The organism is Cognatishimia sp. WU-CL00825, from assembly GCF_040364665.1.
Taxonomy (GTDB): domain Bacteria; phylum Pseudomonadota; class Alphaproteobacteria; order Rhodobacterales; family Rhodobacteraceae; genus Cognatishimia.
In genome coordinates, this window is record NZ_BAABWX010000010.1 from 38,778 (window position 1) to 60,622 (window position 21,845).

The window sequence follows — 21,845 nt, forward strand, 5'->3', positions numbered from 1 at the left end:
AGGCGTTTCGAGCGCGATTCTGGGGTCAATGCAATGAGTCAGAATCTGGTTGTCATAATGTCTGACCAGCATCGGCGCTCTGCATTGGGCTGTTATGGGCACCCAGTTGTTGAAACCCCGGCACTAGATGCATTGGCACAATGCGGCACGCGATTCTCGCGCGGTTATTGCAATGCACCTATATGTGTCCCTTCGCGCGCGAGCATGGCGACTGGGCTTCATATCAATGAGGTCTCTGCCTGGGATAATGCAGCCCCCTATCGTGGGCAGCGCCGGTCTTTCATGCATCGCGCGCAGGATACCAAGCGCGAAACAGTGTCCATCGGCAAGCTGCATTTCCGGAATACCGAAGACGACGTTGGCTTTGATCAGCAAATCCTGCCGATGCATGTTGTGAACGGCACCGGTACCTTTACGTCGCTTTTGCGCAATCCGCTGCCAACCGTTCAAACAGCCGGAGACTTGCTGCGCAATGCTGGTGCGGGCGCATCCCCTTATGCGGCCTATGATCAGTCGATCTGCGATGCCGCGGTGGATTGGCTAGAAAATCGCAGCGCCGACGACGCGCCATTCTTATTGTTTGTGTCGTTCACAAACCCGCATCCGCCATACCTGGCCGAACAAGAGCTCTTTGACATATATATGTCACGTGATCTGGCGGAACCTAATGTGAGAGATGCCGCGCATCTTGATCACCAAACCCTGCAGAACCTCAGAACTTATTTTGACATTGATCTTGATGCGCTGTCCGCAGAGCAGATCAAATCCATCACCGCGGCGTACTATGCCAATATCACTGCGCTGGACCGCCGTATTGGCAAGGTTCTGGACGCGCTGCGCAACAGCCAAGTCGGTGACGAAACACACATTATATATACAAGCGACCACGGAGAGGCGCTTGGCACCCATGGGCTCTATGGAAAATGCAGCCTGTTAGAGCCCTCTGTGGGTGTCCCGTTGATCATGGCGGGCCCGGATATGCCCTATGGCAAAACCGTCAATACTCCGGCGCAACTGCTGGATATTTACCCAACCGTTCTGGATCTTTTTGACGCCACCCCGCAGCCACTGGATAAACGTCGCCGTGGCCGCTCGTTGCGCCAGATCGCACAAGAACCCAGCACGCAACGTCCCATCGTGGCGCAACAACATTGTGCGGGGGCAACATCGGGCGTCTATGGCGTGACCGAAGGGCGTTGGAAATATATCTGCACGCCAGATGCAGACCCGCTGCTGTTTGATCTGCTCAAAGATCCCACAGAAAGCCAAAACCTGCACGGCACGCCAGAATTGGCACAGACCGAGGCCTCTCTGTTGAATGAAATCCGCAAAGTCGCCGACCCAGTCGCGACGGATATCGCCTGCAAGCAATCGCAGATGGAACGCATTGTAGCGACAGGTGGTTACGAGGCCATCACGCAAACACCAAACGCCGGGTTCACTCCGGCCCCGTCATGAGCAAGCACATGCCTCTGACACAAACCCACCGCAGCCAGGGCCTGGCGCTCTTTTCGATTTTCTCGGCGACCGCGTCTTCGGTTTTGCTGAAAACCGTTGACGTTACCCCAATAAGCGAGGCCGTCGCCATTCGCTCGGTCTTTGGTTTCATCGTTTTGGGCTTCATCATTCTGGCGTGGTCAACACCAAATGCCGCTCCAATCGGCCGCAGCGCCGTATTCCGCGCAGCGCTGGATGCTTTGGCGGCACTCACGCTGTCCTTCTCAATCTTTCTTTTGCCGCTGAGTTTGCTGGCCAGTATTCACGCGACATTACCAATTCTTTCAATTGTGCTGTCTGCGATCATGCTCTCTGAGCGCATGTCGATCCAAAGCTGGGTCGCCTTGATCCTCGCACTGGCAGGCACGCTTCTTATTTTGAGCCCCGGCATCGACTATTCGATTGCGGGTGTGCTGCTGGCGATCATTTCGCTTTTCGCCTACGCCTTCCGGGATGTCGTAACGCGCCGCATGCCGCAAGATCTCGACCTGCGTAAAGTCACCCTGATTTCCTTGGCGTTTGTTTCGCTTTCCTCATTGGCTGTGTCTGCACAGCAACCTTGGGTGAAACCGGCCACACCGGAATTGTTGGCGATTTGCCTGGCCGGGCTGACCTTCCTTGTCGCCAACTTCATGATCGTTGCGGCCCTGCATCGCTGTGCCGTGAACCGGATCGCCCCCCTGCGCTACACCGCCATACTTTGGGCTCTGATCTTTGACTGGGCTGTATGGGGCTACCTGCCAGAACCTATCGCCTGGGTCGGCATCGGTTTGATCATGGCAGCTGGCCTTTTGTTGATGCTGCAACCTCATCCTGCGGAGCAAGTTGAATGAGTAAACATCCCAATATTCTGTTCATCCTACCGGATCAGCTGCGCGCAGATTTTCTGGGGTGCTATGGCGCGGATTTCCTGAAGACCCCGCATGTCGATGGGCTGGCAGAAATCGGCACTCGGTATGACGCCGCCATCTCCCCGAGCCCGATTTGCGTTCCAGCCCGCGCCTCTATGCTGACCGGTCAAGATGCCCATGAGACCGGCGTGGTGCATAACCTTGCCTGGCTGCGCCCGGACCGCCGCGAGATGGGCATTGAAACCTGGCCTGAGCGTTTAAACGCCGCCGGGTATCACACGTTGGCCATCGGCAAGATGCATTTCTACCCGTGGGACATCAACGAAGGATTCCAAACGCGCGTGATCGCCGAAGACAAACGCCACATCCACATTCATGACGACTACCATGATGCATTGGCCTCAGAGAATTTTGAAAAGCTGCACGGCATTGATCAAGAAGGTTACGCTGAGCAAAAAGGTGCCTCGATCAACGCACTACCAGATCACTTGCAACCAGACCGCTGGGTTGCTGATCAGGCCATTCAAGCGCTGAAATCCCATGATCCGGATCAGCCATTTGCGATGATGGTTGGCTTTCCGGGGCCGCATTGCCCCTATGATCCGCCAGCAGAAGCGCTGAAGGATGTCGATGCAGGCGCTATGCCTTCAGCAATCCCGCAAACGGACGAGGCACGCACACATCACGCGGAATTTGTGGCGTCTTATAAACGGCCTTGGGCGGACATTGATTATAGCAACCTGTCTGCCGCTGAAATTGAAACCATCCGCCAATATTACTGCGCCTCCGTAGAGCGCATTGACTCGGATGTGGGTCGCCTGCTTAACACGCTGCGCGAGACTGGCCAGCTGGACAACACCATAGTGGTGTTTTCCTCAGATCACGGCGACTACCTTGGTGACTTTGGCCTGATGGGCAAAGGCTATTTCCACGAGCCGTCTATTCGCGTGCCGCTGATCGTAGCTGACTTCCGCGCGCCAACGCAGGCAAAGGTCGACAACAGTGTTGTTTCGCTCACCGATCTACATGCAAGCTTTGCAGCCTGGGGCAGCATCACGCCAAGCGCTGCGGCCACTGGCCCGACATTGGGGTCTGCACCTGCTGATCGCGTTGTCATCGGTGTCACAAGCCAAGGCATGATGGCGCGTTCGCAGCGTTGGAAACTGGTGCGTTACAAGAACGGTATGCAGGCGCTGTTTGACCTATCAAACGATCCGACAGAACAGATCAACCAGATCGCCGAACACCCCCAAATTCGTGAAGAATTGGATGCGGCCCTCACGGCAAGCCTGCTGGAGGCCACAAAGACATCCTTTGCGGATCGCTATGTGGCGGAAGCAAAGTCGCCCCCCGATCACCCATTTCACCGGCGCGATTGGCGTCGTGATTTCCCAAGCAGAATTGGACAGGACGCCAGCAAGCTTTGACTTGCGCAGCCTGAACGAAAGACGAATTAACAGGAGTTCCAGAAGATATGGACCACAAAACACGCGAATATGATCTGGTTGTCGCCGGCGGCGGCATTTCCGGCTTTTGCGCGGCTATCACAGCTGCACGGGAAGGCATCCGCGTTGCCCTCATCGAACAACGTCCACTTTTGGGTGGGAACTCCAGTAGTCTTGCCCTTGTTCCACCTCATGGTGCGGCCTCTTTCTGGCACAACCGGATGGCGCGCGAAGGTGGTATTCTCGAAGAGATCATCATGGAATACGCGAACCGCTCTCAGCAAGCGGATAACCGTCGTATTTGGGATCTGATCCTATCTGAATGGTGCTTGCGTGAACCGACGCTCGATCTGTTTTTGAACGCGCGCCTTGGTAGCGCAGTCACCGAAGACGATCGCATCAAAAGCGTGCAGGTCACTCAGCACTCGACAGAAACCGTATTCACCATGCATGCGCCGGTGTTCCTGGACGCAACAGGTGACGCGCTTCTGTCTGACTTTGCTGGGGCGGAATTCACCATCGGTCGCGAAGGCACAGCGGAGTTCGGCGAACGCCTGGCACCGCCGGAAGGGGATTCAAAAACCCTGCCAAGCGCACTTTATGTGATTGCGCAACGCCGCAGCCGCCCTGTGGAATACACGCCGCCACCTTGGCTGAAGCGCCGCCTCGGCTGCGAAGATTTCCCGCACCGTCCACATATCATCGACAAATTCTCGAAATCAAAAGCTCTGAGTGAAGATGGATCAACCATCCAGCTTTTCTGGTGGTTCTCGCTGGGTGGAGACAAAGACACCATTAAAGACAGCGAAGAGATCTACAACGACCTTCTGGCTGAATCTATGGCCGTTTGGGATCACCTCAAGAACCACTGTACGCCGGAAACTCAAGATGCTCTGAAATACTACGAAGCCACATGGTGGTCCCCGTTCCCGCTGCGCCGTGAATCCCGCCGGGTTGTTGGTGACTATATGCTAACCGAAGGTGATATTTTCGAACCTCAACTCTTTGAAGACCGTGTGACTTATGGTGGTTGGCCTGTGGATGTTCACCCACCAGAGGGCATGCACAGCAAAGAGCCACCTTGTGATCAGAGTTTTGTGAACGAACTCTACAGCGTGCCTTACCGTACCATGTATTCACGCAATGTCTCCAATCTGTTCCTTGCTGGCCGTTGCCTCAGCGTTAGCCACGTCGCGATGGGATCCATCCGCGTGATGAACAGTCTGGGTGCTGCGGCGCAGGCTGTTGGTATGGCTGCTGTACTCTGTAAGCGTCACGGCGTTGATCCGCGTAAGGTGGGCACCTCCCACATGCGCGAGCTTCAACAGGAACTTCTGCGCGTAGATCACCACATCATTGGTGTATCTGGCGATGACGCCGACGATCTGGCGCGTCAGGCAACAGTGGAAACCTCAAGCGCTTTGGTCGATATCGTCGACGAAGCCGATGACTTTCTTGATCTGGTCTATGACACCGCTCAGCAGGTTCCTGTACAAGCGGGCCCATTGGATCAGGTCTCGATTCGTCTGAAATCGGCAGCGGATGCCGACACAGACGTCAAAATGCGCTTTATCCTCAGCGATACGCTGGGCCGTTTTGATCACAAGAACCCAGTGGCCGAGCATACACATTCGATTGCTGCGGGTGCTGAGGAATGGGTGGATTGCCCAATCGATACAACGCTCGACAAAGATCAACTGCTGTGGATCTGCATCGACGAAACACCGAATGTGCAGTGGGCTTATCGCCGCAAAGAAGCCTTCACCACACGCTTTGCCGTGCGCTTTGAAGGTGAGCTGGTGCCGCGGCCATCCCATGGTAAGGCCCGTATCGCGCCCACAAACGACGATTGGTTCCCGATCAACCACAACGGCCGTTTGCCACACGAACTGCACGATTGGATTTCTGAAACCGTCGGTATAGATTTTGACCGCAAGGTACGCGCCACCATGTGTCATCGCATCACCCCAATGCCCCAACCATATGGCGGCGAAAACGTTCTAAACGGAATTTCCCGCGCGGAACATTGGCCAAACATCTGGATTTCCGACCCGAAAGCAAAAGGCAATGACCATCTAACATTGAAATGGGACGAGACCAAAAAGGTTTCCGAAATCCGCCTGACCTTTGACACGGACCTTGACGCGCCTGACCGCTGCTACGGCTGGCCGCGCGAAGAACACCGCTTCCTCTTCCCGGTTGCGGAATGTGTGCGCGACTACCGTGTGATGGGTCTGTTCAACGGCGAATGGCAGGAGCTGGACTCTGTTGAAGGCAACTACAACCGCCACCGCATCCACACGCTGGACGAACCAGCCATGCTGGATGCCGTGCGCGTCGAAGCCTTGGAAAGCAACGGCGCCGACACCACCCGCCTTTATGAAATCCGCGTCTACTAAGACGCGGGCTTTCAGCAAAACTAACGAAACCATAACGAGAGACACTCATGGCATTTATTACAGATATGACAGAGAAGGCTCAGCGCGGCATCCGTAATCTTGAAACGCCCACTTTCGACAACAAACCTTGGGTTGTCGGCCCGTCAATGTCGGAACGCAAAGTGACAATGATTTCCTCTGCGGGCCTGCACCTGCGTAGTGATCAACGCTTTATCGGCATGGACAGCAGCTATCGCGCGATCCCATCCTCTGCGGATCCAAGCGATGTGTTGATGGGCCATGTTTCCACCAACTTTGATCGCACGGGCTTTATCCAAGACATCAACGTTGCTTACCCGATTGAGCTGCTGCGGTCCTTGGTGGACGAAGGCTTTATCGGTTCCATGGCAGATGCGCATTACTCCTTCATGGGCGGCGCATATCCGATGGATATGGAAGACCACGCGCGCGCATTGGCGGCGAAGCTACGCGAAGAAGGTGTCGATACGGCCCTCTTCGTTCCAACCTGCCCGCATTGTACTCGCGCGGTCAGCGTTCTGGCACATTTCCTTGAAGAAGAAGGTATCGCAACCACGGTCGTCGGTCTGCTGCGCGAGCTTATCGAACGTGCGGCACCTCCGCGTGCAATTTGGGTGCCATTTGAAATGGGCCGCCCATTGGGGAACCCGTTTGATCGCGACACGCAGATGTCCGTGATGAAAGCAGCGCTTGGCCTCTTGGACCGTCAAGATGGCCCCGGCATCATCGAAGACTTCGACGGTGACATCAGCAAGAAAACCTCGGATTGGAAACCTGCTGTCGTCACCTCGCGCACAGATGCGCCGGCCAGCGATATTGATGCGTTCCGCGTTGCATTGGCTGCCGAACTTGAAACGGTTGCGCCGCATCGCGCGGCAGCACTTCAGCGTCTGGGCCGTTCCAGCTTTGGCAACAGCGCCTTGCTGATCGAAAAGATCAACGAACTCTTGTTGTCCTATTTGGCAGAAGCCCCAATCGAAAATCCGAACGAGGATTTCTCACCGCTTCTGACACTGCGCTTTGCGATGGACGACATTAAAACTTTCTACTTTGAGGCTGCCGTCAGCGAGACAAGCAGCCCACAAAGTGTCCCAATGGAAGATTGGTTTTGGAAGCACACTGTCGCAGGTCAGTTGCTAATCGAACTGCGCGACCTCGGTCTGCGCGGCTCTGATCCAAAATTCGAGCGTGTGAGTACGAATTTCACAATGCCCCACAAGTACGTGGTGGAGCTCAACTTGCGGTCTGTCGACAACGCCCCCCTCCCCGGGAAGTAGACAGACAACCAACCGCCACTGGGGGGCATTGTTCCCCCGGTGGCCTTAGCTAGATAGACAATTGGAAAGTCAGATGACTAAGTCAACCAAACCCACCGGCGCAACGATCATCGCAGATGTGATCGAAAAACATGAAAAGGTAGATACCATTTTCTTCGTCGATGCAGTTCTGCGCTACACCCTGCTGCAACTGGAAGAGCGCGGCATCAAGCGTATTCTGGCGCACAGCGAAAAAGCTGCGGCCTATATGGCCGACGGCTACGCCCGTGTGTCCGGCAAAACTGGCGTCTGCATGGCGCAGGCTGTTGGCGCTGCGAACCTGGCCGCTGGCCTGCAGGACGGCTACCTTGATCGTGTTTCTATGTTAGCGCTGACGGGCCGCAAGGCAGACACCCATCTGGATCGCAACGCCTACCAAGAGGTTGCGCATGGTCCAATGTATAGCTCTGTCACCAACTACACCGCGCAAGTACGCACCGTTGAAGAGCTGCCACGCATGCTGGGCAACGCCCTGCGCGCGACCCGCACCAACACCCCACGCCCGGCGCATTTGGACCTTGATGGCTTGAAAGGCGACAAAGTCGAAGAGGCAACTTTCGAAGGAAATGCTGCGCTTCTGGACTTCCCTGCATCTGGTATCAGCAAGCCGGGTCTGCCGCATGTAGACGCGCTGAACGAAGCGGCTGAACTGATCAAAAACGCGAAGAAACCGATGCTGGTTGCAGGCGTTTCCAGCCTCTATTCCAAAGCAGGCGCAGGCCTCAAAGCCCTGGCCGAAGCGGCAGGCATCCCGGTGGCGACCTCTGTGGGTGGCCGTTCCGTGATCGAGACCTCGCATCCAAACCACTTTGGCATTGTGGGCACCTACTCTGCCCCTTACGCGAACGAGCTGCTGGCCGAAGCTGATCTTGTGATCTACGTCGGTTGTCACATGGGTGACCAAATCAGCTGTGACTGGACCATCCCGGCGCTGGGGACAAACATCATTCAAATCGACACCGATGCAGCAGAGCTGGGTCGTGGCTATCCAAACGTTCTGGGCCTGTGTGGTGATCTGAACGACACCTGTCAGGCACTGTCTGGCATTTCTGGCGAGGCCACATCAGACGATTGGCTGACAAAATGTACCTCTGCAGCACAAACATGGTTGGAAACATCCATGGCGGGCATCCGTACCGAAACCGGCCTGATCCCTGCGCCACGCTTGGCGTATGAAGTGGGTGAAGCACTACCAGACAACGGTGTGGTAGTGGCTGACACAGGTTTCTCTGCAACATGGACTGCGCAATACACGGCCTTTGACAAGCCGGGCCAGACTTATCTGCGCGCTGCGGGCTCTCTGGGTTGGGCCTTCCCAGCGGCATTAGGGGCGGCGCTTGGCGCACCTGATCGCCCGGTGGTCTGCTTCACCGGTGATGGCGCGCTTTACTATCACATCGGCGAGCTGGAAACGATGCGCCGCTGGAACATCCCAATGGTCTTGGTTGTGAATAACAACTCTGCCCTCGGTCAGGGGCTGCGCAGCGTCAAGAAACTCTACTCGGAACGCGATGGTAACCTAGGTGATCTGGTAGAATTCCAGAAAAACAACTTCGCGGATATGGCCAAGACCTACGGCATCAAATCCTTCCGCGTTGAGAAGGTCGAAGACATTCGCCCAACCATCGAACAAGCCATCGCTCTGCGCGAGCCTGTGGTTGTCGATGTGGTCACCGACCCAGACAGCAACCCAGAGCCAGCGTGGTTGGTCTAATGTCTCACTACGCGAAAGTCACTGTTGCAGGTGCAGGAACGATGGGACATGCCATCGCGCTTGTGCATGCAATCGGCGGGTGTCGGGTCACACTGACCGACCTCTCTCCCACCCAGCTAGAATGGGCTGGCACCCGCCTCCAAGAATTGGCGGTCGAATTGGTGGACCTTGGTTTGATCAAAGCCGAAGAAAGTGCCTCTGTCTTAGATAGAGTCACTTACACCACCGATCTGGCAGCTGCGCTCAAAGGCAGCAATCTGCTGATCGAAGCCATCATTGAAGACGCTGACATCAAAGAAAAGTTCTTTGCTCAGGTTGCAGAGCTCATGGATGAGACCTGCATTCTGGCTAGCAACACATCCTTCCTGGATGTCTTTCCTCTGCTGCCAGAAAGCCTGCGTCACCGTTGCTTGATCGTGCATTGGTACACCCCGCCTTATCTGATCGACCTGGTGGATGTGGTTGCAGCCCCCGATACCCCGGCACAAGTTGCGCTGGATATGAAAGCCTTTTTGCAAGGTCTTGGTAAGAAGCCGGTGATCTTGAAAAAGTTTGTCCCAGGTTACATCGCCAACAATGTGCAAATGGCCATTGAAAGCGAGATTTTCCGCCTGCTGGATGCGGGTGTCGCAGATGCCTCTGACATCGACGAAGCCGTGCGCTTTGGCCTGGCGCACCGTCTTGGCCTGATGGGTCAATTCAAAAAGATCGACTACACCGGCCTGCAGGTGGTGCGCGATATCCACGAGATGCGGCTTTATACGCCGCCGTCCAAACCAACCGGTTCCAAGAAGCTCGAAGAGCTGCTGAACAATGGCGACAAGGGATTGCTGACCGGACGGGGTTTTTACGATTATTCCGATGAGGATGCGTCAACCTACCTTAAACGCCGCGATCGCAAGCTTCTGAAGGTTAAGAAAGCTTTTGAGGGTGACGATGAACCTCTCTAAGACCAACCAATGGCCGATTGCAGTGTTTGATTGGGGCACAACAAACCTAAGGGCACATGCGGTTGATCAGGGCGGGAATATCCTCAGAACGATCACCTCGCCCAGTGGCATTAAATTCATCGAACCAGGCACCTGCCCCGCTCGATTTGCTTCTATCATGGGCCAATTGCGAGAAAGCCACCGCTGCAAACACGCCTATCTAGTTGGCATGATTGGCAGCGCACTGGGTTGGCATGAGGTTCCGATGCAACCGGGTCCGATGAATGCACGGCAGATCGCCCAAAACTTGTCACCCGTGCAAGGATTGCCCGCCGTGATTGTACCGGGTGTTACCGCACCATCTATTGCAGGTCTGCCAGACATGATGCGTGGGGAAGAAACCCAGATTTTTGGTGCCTGTAGAATAATTAACCGTGAATCCTTCCACCTGTGCCTTCCTGGCACCCATTCAAAATGGGTATTTCTGAAAGATGGCGCGATCACGAACATCACAACAGCCATGACTGGCGAGCTTTTTGAGCTGCTTACCAACGCAAGCATTCTGAAACAACAAGTTGCCAAGGAACTTCATTCTGTTGATTTGCAGGCCTTCAAAGAAGGCCTGGCTGTAGCGAAGACAGGCCTGGGCGCACAGATATTGGCGTTCTCGACGCGACCAAGAAGTCTTGTCGCGGGGAAGCCTGAAGGAAACAATGCGGCGAACTATTTGTCGGGCATTCTGATTGGGTCAGAAATCCATGCGATGTGTAATGCGCTGAAAACTCCGGTATCGGAGATCGCATTAATTGCGGAAGATTCGATTTCTCGTCTCTATGCTTTGGCATTTCAAGAACACGACATCAAAGTGCGCCGCATCGATGGAGCACATGCTGTGGCCATGGGTGCAGCCATGTTGCACCGAAACGCAATCCAAAAAGCAAAATAGTCCAAGCAACTTAAACCAGCGTTAGAATTAGAATAGGTAATTCGGGCAAAAAAAAAGAATTTTCCACTTTTGGTTTTGGTCACTAATGCCGGCTCGCTACACTTCGACCAAGTGACCTAATTAGGAATTCCGGAAGCGAGCCAAACGCTGCTGTAAACGGTCAGATAATATTGCCTTTTATGGGTCAGAGATTCAGGCTTTGCTCTCTGAAATTCTGTCCTCGCCGAAGTTTTGCGACCGATCCGCGCAGGCGGTTCTAGCTGCATAATCGGCGAGAAACAGCTCTTCGCTGCAATTGCAAGCAACTGGTTTTCGAGATTCAGTCACTCCGCCCAACCGCACAATCAATCATTGCCGGCCTTCCATTCACGGTATCGTAAGACACTATTTGCACCGAAAGAGAAGAAGGGCTCTGGCAATAAACACTTTGGGCGGTGCTCGTTTCCAAAGTGATCTGAAATTTCAGATCGCGTACCCGCGGCCATTTCGGCTGCGGCAATTCCGGTAAGGGTTCCGCGGGTGGTTCCCAAACCATTCTGCACGCAGCCGGAAAAGACGCCTTTATCGATCTCTCGGGTCACCGAAACACCATTTAGGCTCAGGCAAAGGTGGCCCGCCCAACTATGTTCCATTTCCAACCCTGCCAATTGTGGAAAGCGCCGATCAAATTTACGGCGCATGACCTCTTTTGCACGCGCCAAATCACCTTTTCTGGTGGTCATACACGACCGAACCACGGCACAAGTACGCGTTATGATGCGATTTCCACCTTGCAGTTCATCGATCTTACGCATGGTGGTGCCCATAGGATCAGATGGTGTTATCCCCCATCGGGAATGACCACCAAGCAATTTCAGCGCTTCGGCGTCCAGCTTTGGCGTCATATTGGCGAATAGAAATAGTTGCATAAGGCGGCCACGTTCCAAACCAAAACTCGCAAGGTGACCGTTAACCGTCAATATGACTTTAGGCGTCGAAACGACAGCGTTTTTGGTCTTAACATCCCAACCTATTTTATTTGGCGAAAACTTGATAACGCCACTGTTTTCAAATAGTTGCACACCATCTCGCTTTAGGCCACCTGCAATTCCGCGCATTAGCCCTGCCGGCTGCAGCATAACTGTCCCTGCGGTATATAACCCGCCGAGATAATGTCGACTTCCCGTCATCTCCTTCATCTGCTGTGCATCAAGCATTTGGGACGCTTCCCCCAAAAATCGAAGATGTGCTGCATAGTTGATATTATGCCTAATGGCGGCCTGACTTGCAGCGCCATTCACTTTTCCAGCGCGGTCGAAAAAATCAGCCGATATGTCGTAATCGCGAACTGCATCTCCCACGAATTCAATGGCTTTTCGGTTCAATCTGATGATCTTTTTGTCATCACCTTCGCCAGCATAATCCTCTGAAGTGAGCTCGTGAGGCAGATCAATCATAAAGCCCGAATTTCGCCCAGATGCACCTTCAGCGAATCGTCCGGCTTCTAGAACCACAATCCGACTATTCGGCATCAACTGCACCAGCCGGCGCGCCGCTGCCATACCGGCAAATCCAGCGCCGATCACGACAAAATCTGCTGATGTGTTCGCGGTCAACTCAACCGGAGCGCTTTGCGGTTCCAATATGGAATTCCATCCTGCTGGTCCGCAATGCTTAGGTTGACGCTTTGCTACATAGCCCGTCAAGCAACAACCTCATCTGCATCATCAGCCAAATCAATCCAGATGGTTTTCAACTGCGTGTATTGATCATGAGCATGAACAGAATTGTCACGACCGCCGAAGCCAGACTGTTTGTAGCCACCAAATGGCGTGGAGATGTCGCCTTCGCCAAAGCTGTTGACTGTGACGGTTCCAGCCCGCAACGAACGGGCACCGCGAATCGCGCGCTTGGTGTTTGCCGTGAAAATCGAAGCGCATAAACCATATTCGGTGTCATTGGCGATCTGAATAGCCTCATCGAAACCTGAAACTTCGATTACGGTCAGAACTGGGCCAAAGATTTCTTCGCGCGCCAAAATGGAGTCATTGCTTGGGACACTCACAACCGTCGCGTCCACAAACCCGCCCTTGGCATTGCCACCTATTACCACATTTTCGGCCTGTGCAATGTAGCCTGCAACCTTGTCGAAGTGAGCTTGGGATACAAGAGCCCCTAGCCGAGTTTCAGGATCTAATGGATCACCAACATTCCATTCCCTTGCGTGATACGCGATGCGATCCAGAAGATCGACTTTTACATCTTTGTGGACAATCAAACGCGAGCTTGCAGAACAGTTCTCTCCCATGTTCCAGAAGGCACCATTCACGATGTGCTGCGCCACACGGTCCAGGTTTTCTGCGTCATCCATCACGACAGCTGGATTTTTCCCACCCATTTCCAGCACCACCTCTTTAGCGTTGCTTTCCGCCGAATATGTCAAGAATCGTTTACCGGTAACGGTTGACCCGGTGAAGGAAACCATGTCGATATCCATATGGCGCCCAATCGGCTCGCCGACATCAGCACCCCCACCCGGAACAATATTCAGTACCCCCTTGGGTAAGCCCGCTTCGGAAGCGAGTTCAGCCAATCGAAGCGTGGTCAAGCTGGTTTCCGCGGCTGGCTTCACCACAACAGAACAGCCCGCTGCCAAAGCTGGTCCAATTTTCCAAGCCAACATCAATAACGGGAAATTCCAGGGGAGAACCAATCCGACCACACCGATGGGCTCGCGCACCACCATCGCAATATGGTCATCCGAAGCAGGAGCGACCTGATCGTAAATCTTGTCGATTGCCTCTGCATGCCATTTTAAGCAGTGAATAGTCTCTGGAACGTCTACCGTTTCACAGTCGAAAATAGTTTTGCCGCTGTCGATGCTTTCCATTACCGCCAACTCACGTGCATTACGGGCTAGCAATTTACTCAAACGTATCAGAACATCTTTGCGTTCGCTTGGATGTAATTTACTCCAACGGCCGTCATCAAAAGATTCGCGTGCTTTCAAGACTGCAAAATCCACATCTTCTTGAGCGCAGGCAGCAATATCGGCGATTATTTCACCCGTAGCGGGGTTCACAGAGCTAAACGTTTTGCCCGAAATCGCGGGGCGGTAGCCACCATCAATGAATGCGTTGGTTGGTAGTATCAGATCCGCAGCAATTGCGCGGTATTCGTCTTGAGTCAGCAGGCTCATTTCGTGCCCTCCGCTGTGATGTTTGCTATTGTTGCTTTCAAAACGCGAACCACTTGTTCAAGCGTGCGTTTATCGTCTTTGTTCAGCCCCTTGAGCGGAGGGCGCATAGCGCCCGTTTCCAGCCCATTCAGTGCAACACCATGCTTGATGGTTTGGATGAATTTTCCGCCTTGTTCCAAGACGCTCATCAAGGGGAGCATGGCCGACATGATTTTGCGCCCTTTGGCATAATCCCCATCGATCACACAGGCTTTGTAAAGCGCGATGTGTTCCTCTGGAAGGAAGTTAGATCCTCCACACACCCAAAATGGTGCGCCCCAAGCAAAAAACTCCAGCGCTTGATCGTCCATGCCGCAGCCCATTTGGATATGCGGGTAATTCCGCGCCAGAAGGTGCACCCGGTTGATGTCGCCAGAGCTTTCTTTGATACCGCAGAAATTCCGGCTGCGACCCACGCGATCAAGAAAGTCTTCTCCCATCATGGTGCCTGTGCGATGCGGGTAATTGTAAAGCATAATTGGCAGATCAGCTGCCTTGTCGATCGCAAGCGCGTTCAGCGCGTTTTCGCGGTCCGTCGGAACGGAATAAGCAGGCGAGGCCAAAAGAATGGCTTCAGCTCCAATATCCTTGGCACCTTGAGCCAAAGCAATTGAATCGTCAGTGATCATCGCCCCCGTCCCTACGACCAAGGGTATACGACCTTTGATACGCTCTTTGGTGAACTTTGCCACCGCGATGCGTTCCTCAACAGTTTGAGCGTAGTTTTCACCAGTGGAGCCGCCTGAAATCAGACCATGAACACCTTTTTCAACAAGGTATTCGATTACGTCCGCTAGGGCGTCCCAGTTAAAGGCACCGTCTTCGTTAAACGGCGTCACGACAGGAGTATAGATCCCATCAAAGTTAAATATCGGAGTCATTCGTTCCTCATGCAGAAGTAGATTTCGAGAGCGTCCCTAATGGCACTTCCAGCGCCTCTGGCATGACGAAAACCTCGATCTGCCCACGGGACAGATTCCAATGTTCGTCAGCCAATGTTCCGGCCAGCTGCTCATTTCGTGTTTCAATTGCCGAAATGATCTGATCGTGCTGATCGCTTGCTTTGGCGAGGTTTGAGACCATTTCTGTATTCTGTGGTTGGTAAAACGTCGTACCGATCCTTGCGTGATCGATCAGTAAACGCTGGAAAGAAGGCTGCAAAAAAATATTTCCAGCCATATCCCCGGTCACTTCATGGAAATGGTTGTTCGCCAAAGCACGGTCCCCTGCGGATCCGATGCGAAGGGCTGCTTTGAACTTCTGCTGTGCTTCCTTGAGCTCATTGAGTTGGCTGTTGGATGCGTTCAACGCGGCGAGTCGAAGGATCGCTCCATAGATCATGGGAGCGGCGAGGAAAAAATCACGGAGTGTCCGGTAGGACAAATCTGAAACGCGCGCGCCTTTGTTAGCACGCAATTCCAGATATCCGGCACCACTCATTTCGCGAAAAACCTCTCTAAGAGGCGTGCGGGATAGGCCAAATGCTGCGGATAGCTCCGCCTCATCTAGGTCTGAACCAGGAAGAAGTTGCTGCGTAAGAATCGACACCTTCAAGTGTTCGAACAAATCTGCCTTGCGCCGACGTGCTTCTTCTTTCATCCCATCACCTCGATTTCACTCATTTTTTTCAACCTTCGACGGCTACAACTATTGGCCACCTGTAGGGGGTATCTCAATCATCTTTTCAAAAATACATCTTGTGTACAATCAAAAAACATGCAGCATACTAAAAAAAATGCTCAGGGAGATGACAGTGACTGACGCTTTGGCAGATCCGGTGATTGATTGCCGAAATCTATGGAAGATTTTTGGGAAGCAAGCCGACGCAGCGATGAAGGCCGTGCAAGAACAAGGGCTTGGAAAGTTAGAAGTACGGGATCAATTTGACTGCATCGTCGGCGTCCAAGATGCATCCTTCACCGTAAGACGAGGTGAGATATTCTGCATTATGGGCCTCTCTGGTTCAGGAAAATCAACGTTGATTCGTCACGTAAACCGTTTGATCGAGCCAACGACAGGTCAACTCTTTATCGAAGGCGAAGACGTAAACGCCCTTTCTGCGAAAGACCTCCGAGAGCTGCGCGCCGAAAAAATCGGAATGGTCTTTCAGAACATGGCGCTAATGCCACATCGAACCGTCATCGATAACGTATCGTTCAGCCAAGAGGTCCGAGGGTATGAACCTGACAAACGCCGCGAAAACGCGATGCGCGCGATTGATGCCGTAGACCTGAATGGCTGGGATCAGAAATACCCTGATGAGCTTTCAGGCGGCATGCAGCAACGTGTCGGCCTTGCGCGCGCGATTGCTGCTGATCCATCTATTTTGTTAATGGACGAACCGTTCTCAGCGCTTGACCCGCTTATTCGGCGCCAATTGCAGGACAAGTTTATGTCGCTTTCTGCAAATATGAACAAAACCACCTTATTCATCACCCACGATCTGGACGAGGCGATTCGGATCGGAGACCGCATCGCCATCATGAAAGACGGTGCATTGGTGCAAGTCGGAACACCTGAAGACATTGTCACCAACCCAGTCGACGACTACGTCGCAGATTTTGTAGCAGGCATCTCAAAACTAGATCTCGTTTCGGCAGGAAAAATTATGGAATCGGTTGAAGCGTATGAAGGTCGCCGTGGCCCCATTGATGATCCCGCTACTTGGCCTGAGGCACATCCAAGCCAATCACTGGATGACTTAGTGAACCTCTCCATCTCAACACAGAACCCGATCATGGTCAAAGTGGACGGTCGTCCGATTGGCGTGGTGACCAAAAATGCTCTGCTGCGCGGCATCCAGGGTGATGTCGATGACGAAGCAGCAGTGAAACACTGAGGAGCCCATCATGGACGAAAAAAAATTTAGTATCCTTGATCCATTTTCTTCTGTTGACCTTGGCATCGCTGAATCTGCCGACGGAGTGAAACAATGGGCGATTTCCAATCGTGGGGTCATCCAGCCGATCAAAAATGTCTTCAACGAATTCATCGTTGGCATCGACACCGCTTTGAATGCGGTTCCGCCGTTGATCATGTTGATCTTACTGGCCTTGATTGCATGGCAGGCCGCGGGTCGTCGCGTGGCTATACTGGTCTCGGTAAGCCTGTTTGTTTTGGGCTTCTTAGCACCAAATGCTTGGACCCTTGCGATGACCACACTGGCAATCGTAGTCTCTTCGGTTCTCTTGTGTTTCATCATCGGTTTGCCGTTAGGCGTTTTGGCCGGAAAGAATGACCGTTTCGAAACCACCATTCGCCCAGTGTTAGACACGATGCAGACCATTCCAGCCTTTGTTTACTTGGTGCCTGTGGTGATGCTGATCGGCATCGGCAATGTATCTGGCGTGATCGTCACTATCATCTTTGCATTACCACCCTTGGTTCGCCTGACCTCGCTAGGAATTCGAGGCGTGAATGAATCTGTGGTCGAAGCGGCGAAGGCCTTTGGTGCCAGCCCACGTCAGATCCTTTTCAAGGTAGAACTCCCATTGGCCACCCCTACCATTCTGGCAGGCGTGAACCAAACCATCATGCTGTCACTTTCAATGGTTGTGATCGCCTCGATGATCTCGGTCAAAGGGCTTGGAAACGAAGTTTTGCGCGCAATGGGGCGCCTTGATGCGGGCAAAGCGCTCGTGGGCGGCCTTGGCATTGTAATTCTCGCAATTGTTCTGGACCGGATCACACAAGGGATGGGCCAATCAGGACGAGAACGCGGGCACCGCCATTGGTGGCAAGGAGGGCCAATCGGCTTAGTCCTGCGCTCCATCGGAAAAGCATAATAAACCAACAGAGGAAAACCAAAATGTTCAAGAAAACTGCAATCTCAAGTTTGCTTGCCACCACACTCATAAGTGGCACGGCCTTCGCAGAAAGCATGCCAGGTGAAGGCGTTACCGTTCGTCCCGTCATGCAGTCCTACTTGGAAGAATTCTTCCAGCACCGCATCCTATTCCGCGCACTCGAAGATCTTGGTTATGAAGTTGCCGAACCACAAGAAGTTGAGGCACAAACTGTGCACCTCGCCCTTGGTACGGGTGATGCCGATTTTACCGCCGTGCATTGGAACACTCTGCACGATACGTTTTTCCAAGAAAGCGGAGGTGACGAGGTTCTTGAAAAAGTTGGCACTTTGATCGAAGGCGCGCTGCAAGGATATCTGGTCAGCAAATCGGCCTATGATGCAGGTGTTCAAAACCTCGGTGATCTGAAAGACCCGGATGTGGCCAAGATGTTTGACGCCGACGGCGACGGCACTGCCGATCTGGCTGGCTGTGTTCCTGGCTGGGGCTGCGAACGCGTCATCGAGCACCAACTGACAGAGTTTGGCCTGCGCGAAACCGTATCCCACAATCAAGGTGCATATAATGCGATCATCGCTGACACGATTGCGCGCAACGGGTCTGGAGAAAACATTCTGTATTACACTTGGACGCCGTATTGGGTTTCAGGCGCGCTTGTCCCAGGTGTCGACGTAGAATGGCTGGCGGTTCCATATAGTTCATTGCCTGATGGCAATACTGCCAACACCGAATTTGACGGCAAAGACCTTGGCTTTGCAGTTGATAGTATTCGCGTCGTTGCGTCTGATGATTTCCTGAATGCAAACCCAGCAGCAGCGAAATTATTTGAACTCGCGAAGATTTCAATCAATGATATCTCAGCGCAGAACAAACTGATCTCTGACGGCCAAGACAGCTCTGATGATATCGACAGGCACGTGAGCCAATGGATCGCGGATAACCAAGAAAGCTACGGCAACTGGCTGAAAGAAGCGCGCGCTGCGGCACAATAAGCTTTGCAACTTTTGGGGGCGGAGCGACATTGGCGCTTCGCCCTTTTCTATGCAGAAAGCGAAACATGACAAAACACGTTGTCTTTTTAATGATCGAAGATTTCGCCAACTTGGCGTTTTCCTGTGCGGTGGAACCGTTGCGCATCGCCAATATGATAAGTGGCGACGCGCTATATAAATGGACCCTACTTTCTGAAAACGGCCAGACTGTCACTTGTTCGGGGGGCGTTGTGATGCAGGTGGACGGTGGGTTTGATGATATTCCCAAATGCGACCAGCTGTTTGTTTTGTCTGGTTCCAATATGCAAAACCATGTCAGGTCAGAACTTCTAAATCCACTCAGGAGACAGAGGACTTTGGGCACACCAATTGGTGCCCTTTGCTCAGGTGCATGGATTCTTGCAAAGGCAGGCCTGCTGAATGGCATGCAGGCTGCCATCCACTGGGAATATCACGATGCGTTCATGGAAGAGTTTCCAGATGTAAATCTTGTGCGGAACGTTTTTGTGGCGGACGAAAAATTTCTCACCGCCTCTGGCGGGACAGCAACAGCAGATCTTATGCTGCACTGTGTTGAAATGGACCACGGTAGCAGCCTGGCAATGGATGTTGCAGACCAAATGGTATACTCCGGCGTAAGGAATGCAACAGCAGAGCAGCGGGTCTCTCTGCAGGCGCGGAATGGGATGCGGAACCGACATCTCGCGAAAGCATTGCAAATTATGCAAGATTCATTGGAGCATCCAATTTCGCCGACCAAAATTGCGAAGGAAATTGGCATCTCATCGCGACAATTGGAACGGTTGTTCGGTCGCTATCTGAATTCCTCTCCGAAACGTTTCCATCTGGAAATGCGCCTTGAACGGGCTCGCCATTTGTTGATGCAAACCGAGGCCAGCGTCATCGACGTCGCCATGGCTTGCGGGTTTGAAACAGCTGGGCATTTTTCACGTGTCTATCGCACAGCCTATGGCATCAGCCCATCGATGCAGCGCTACAAGTAACAACCTTTATCTAAGAAATGTCGGTTTCTGCAAAGAGTCTTCGCCTCTCAACACGAGGTCTCAGGTGAAATCCGCGACTCTGCGAACAAAGGAGACCTTGAATGACCCAGAAAACAGCTATGCGCTCGCGCGCCGGAGGCCGCTCTGCACGTCGCGCAGTTCGCAGCGCCATGAATTTTGACATGCTGCCCGGCCTGACAAATAAGTTGCCGATCTGCGAGGTCATGGACGGCTCTCAAGTGGAGCGCATTCACAATGCATCTATGGACATCTTGGAAAACGTGGGCGTTCTATTTCGCGATCCAATCGCCTTGGAAGATTGGAAAAAGGTTGGGGCCAAAGTCATCGATGAGATGGTCTATCTAGACCGTGGCCTAGTGATGGATTTGATCTCCACCATTCCTGCCGAATTCACCTACCATGCTCGTAACCCTAAAAATAACCTGAAACTGGGTGGTCGGAATTCGGTATTCGTTCCAATGACCGGTGCGCCGTTTATCCGAGATCTCGATAATGTTCGTCGCAACCCAATGATGGAAGATTTGGCGACATTCCACAAGTTAAGCCACATGATGCCAGCCCTCAACAGTTCAGCGCACCATATCGTTGAACCTTACGATCACCCGATTAGCCAACGCCATCTGCGCATAACCTATTCGTCAATGAAATACTCTGACAAAATGTTCATGGGCATGACCACAAGCCCGAAGAACGCTGAAGATGTTATGGATATGTGTGCCATTCTTTTTGGCGAGGAATTCATGGAAGATAACCCGGTCACTACCGGGAATTGCAACGGTAACTCTCCGCTGGTTTGGGACGAAACCATGCTGGGAGCAATGCGTGCCTTCTGTAAGCGCAAACAACCAGTGCTTTGCTCACCGTTTGTTTTGGGCGGCGCTAATACCCCGGCCAGCGTTCCTGCAACGGTTGCACAGTTGAATGCCGAAGCATTGAGCGCACTCGCCTACACACAGGTGATCCGTAAAGGTGCGCCGGCTATTTATGGTCATTACTTGTCCACCGTCAGCATGAAATCTGGTGCCCCTATGGCAGGCACTCCAGAAATCAGCCTCATGAACTTCATGATTGGTCAGATGGCGCGGTTTTATGATGTGCCTTGGCGGACGTCGAATACGCTGGGCGGTGCAAAAACATTTGACGCGCAAGCGGGTTATGAAAGCGCAACCACGCTCTCTGCAGTAATTCATTCAGGGGCGAACTACATCTGGCATTCCGCAGGGTGGAATGAAGCTGGCATGCATTGCTCAATCGCAAAATTTGTTGTCGACGCCGAGCAATGTGCGATGGCTCATCGCATGGCATCTGGCCCACAGTGGCACGACTTTGATCAAGCGGTGGCCGCGGTTTCTGAAGTGGGTCCAGGTGGTCACTACCTTGGCCACGAGCACACGCAGGAAAATTTCCAAACTGCGTTCTTCATGCCCGAGCTGTTTGACAATAACTCAATCGAACAATGGGCCGCAGAAGGTGAAGTGGAAATTACAGAGCGTGCGCTTAAGCACGCGCGCCATCTGCTGGGCGAATACCAAGAGCCACATCTTGATGTTGCCAAAAACGAAGAACTTCTGGAATACATCGCACGTCGCGAACGCGAAATTCCGGCCGTCGCTGAGCTTAACCAAGATTACTAACGGAATACCTGGTCGCAGATCTATGCGACCAAGCCCTCACAGACCTGCGACGCAAG

General features: G+C 53.2%; 17 protein-coding genes. 13 read left to right on the plus strand and 4 right to left on the minus strand.

Features of this window, described 5'->3' with window-relative positions:
• The first annotated feature begins 33 nt into the window (after positions 1-33).
• The 8 genes from ABXG94_RS17345 to ABXG94_RS17380 all read left to right on the plus strand — a co-directional run bounded on the left by ABXG94_RS17345 (position 34) and on the right by ABXG94_RS17380 (position 11,115).
• Positions 34-1,458, plus strand: a complete 1,425-nt coding sequence (locus ABXG94_RS17345) for a sulfatase-like hydrolase/transferase (RefSeq protein ID WP_353536251.1) — start codon at positions 34-36, stop codon at positions 1,456-1,458.
• Positions 1,459-1,466: 8 nt separating this feature from the next.
• A complete protein-coding gene (locus tag ABXG94_RS17350; RefSeq protein WP_353536252.1) occupies positions 1,467-2,330 on the plus strand; it encodes a DMT family transporter in 864 nt (287 codons plus the stop codon).
• Complete coding sequence (locus ABXG94_RS17355; protein ID WP_353536253.1) at positions 2,327-3,775, plus strand: sulfatase family protein; 1,449 nt, start codon at positions 2,327-2,329, stop codon at positions 3,773-3,775. Before ABXG94_RS17350 ends, ABXG94_RS17355 begins: the two co-directional genes overlap by 4 nt.
• A 47-nt stretch (positions 3,776-3,822) precedes the next feature.
• Positions 3,823-6,192 carry an FAD-dependent oxidoreductase gene (locus tag ABXG94_RS17360; RefSeq protein WP_353536254.1) on the plus strand — a complete coding sequence of 790 codons (2,370 nt, stop codon included), beginning with the start codon at positions 3,823-3,825 and terminating at the stop codon, positions 6,190-6,192.
• Between the two features lie 47 nt (positions 6,193-6,239).
• Positions 6,240-7,487: a glycine/sarcosine/betaine reductase selenoprotein B family protein gene (locus ABXG94_RS17365; RefSeq protein WP_353536255.1), complete on the plus strand. Its 1,248-nt coding sequence runs from the start codon at positions 6,240-6,242 to the stop codon at positions 7,485-7,487.
• A 73-nt stretch (positions 7,488-7,560) separates the two neighbouring features.
• Positions 7,561-9,240: a thiamine pyrophosphate-binding protein gene (locus tag ABXG94_RS17370; RefSeq protein ID WP_353536256.1), complete on the plus strand. Its 1,680-nt coding sequence runs from the start codon at positions 7,561-7,563 to the stop codon at positions 9,238-9,240.
• On the plus strand, positions 9,240-10,190 hold the full coding sequence (locus tag ABXG94_RS17375; RefSeq protein WP_353536257.1) for a 3-hydroxyacyl-CoA dehydrogenase family protein: 951 nt from the start codon (positions 9,240-9,242) through the stop codon (positions 10,188-10,190). Before ABXG94_RS17370 ends, ABXG94_RS17375 begins: the two co-directional genes overlap by 1 nt.
• Entirely contained in the window at positions 10,177-11,115 is a 939-nt protein-coding gene (locus ABXG94_RS17380) for a 2-dehydro-3-deoxygalactonokinase (protein ID WP_353536258.1), read from the plus strand. Before ABXG94_RS17375 ends, ABXG94_RS17380 begins: the two co-directional genes overlap by 14 nt.
• A gap of 344 nt (positions 11,116-11,459) precedes the next feature.
• Here the strand turns inward: ABXG94_RS17380 and ABXG94_RS17385 are convergent, their stop codons facing one another.
• Genes ABXG94_RS17385 through ABXG94_RS17400 form a run of 4 tightly spaced genes read right to left on the minus strand, consistent with a single transcriptional unit; the run spans position 11,460 to position 15,931 of the window.
• Positions 11,460-12,737, minus strand: coding sequence for an NAD(P)/FAD-dependent oxidoreductase (locus ABXG94_RS17385; RefSeq protein ID WP_353536259.1), 1,278 nt, complete (start codon positions 12,735-12,737; stop codon positions 11,460-11,462).
• A gap of 59 nt (positions 12,738-12,796) precedes the next feature.
• Positions 12,797-14,293 (minus strand): aldehyde dehydrogenase, encoded by a 1,497-nt coding sequence (locus tag ABXG94_RS17390; protein ID WP_353536260.1) that lies wholly within the window; start codon positions 14,291-14,293, stop codon positions 12,797-12,799.
• A complete protein-coding gene (locus ABXG94_RS17395; RefSeq protein ID WP_353536261.1) occupies positions 14,290-15,213 on the minus strand; it encodes a dihydrodipicolinate synthase family protein in 924 nt (307 codons plus the stop codon). The genes ABXG94_RS17390 and ABXG94_RS17395 overlap by 4 nt, the downstream gene beginning before the upstream one ends.
• 7 nt (positions 15,214-15,220) lie before the next feature.
• Positions 15,221-15,931, minus strand: a complete 711-nt coding sequence (locus ABXG94_RS17400; RefSeq protein ID WP_353536262.1) for a GntR family transcriptional regulator — start codon at positions 15,929-15,931, stop codon at positions 15,221-15,223.
• A gap of 154 nt (positions 15,932-16,085) precedes the next feature.
• Between ABXG94_RS17400 and ABXG94_RS17405 the strand changes: the two genes are divergently transcribed.
• The 5 genes from ABXG94_RS17405 to ABXG94_RS17425 all read left to right on the plus strand — a co-directional run bounded on the left by ABXG94_RS17405 (position 16,086) and on the right by ABXG94_RS17425 (position 21,789).
• A complete protein-coding gene (locus tag ABXG94_RS17405; protein WP_353536263.1) occupies positions 16,086-17,171 on the plus strand; it encodes a quaternary amine ABC transporter ATP-binding protein in 1,086 nt (361 codons plus the stop codon).
• Between the two features lie 10 nt (positions 17,172-17,181).
• Positions 17,182-18,117, plus strand: coding sequence for an ABC transporter permease (locus tag ABXG94_RS17410; protein WP_353536264.1), 936 nt, complete (start codon positions 17,182-17,184; stop codon positions 18,115-18,117).
• Positions 18,118-18,140: 23 nt separating this feature from the next.
• Complete coding sequence (proX, locus tag ABXG94_RS17415) at positions 18,141-19,130, plus strand: glycine betaine/L-proline ABC transporter substrate-binding protein ProX (RefSeq protein ID WP_353536265.1); 990 nt, start codon at positions 18,141-18,143, stop codon at positions 19,128-19,130.
• 65 nt (positions 19,131-19,195) lie between these two features.
• On the plus strand, positions 19,196-20,134 hold the full coding sequence (locus tag ABXG94_RS17420) for a GlxA family transcriptional regulator (RefSeq protein WP_353536266.1): 939 nt from the start codon (positions 19,196-19,198) through the stop codon (positions 20,132-20,134).
• A 101-nt stretch (positions 20,135-20,235) separates the two neighbouring features.
• Positions 20,236-21,789, plus strand: coding sequence for a trimethylamine methyltransferase family protein (locus ABXG94_RS17425; RefSeq protein ID WP_353536267.1), 1,554 nt, complete (start codon positions 20,236-20,238; stop codon positions 21,787-21,789).
• Positions 21,790-21,845: the final 56 nt, after the last annotated feature.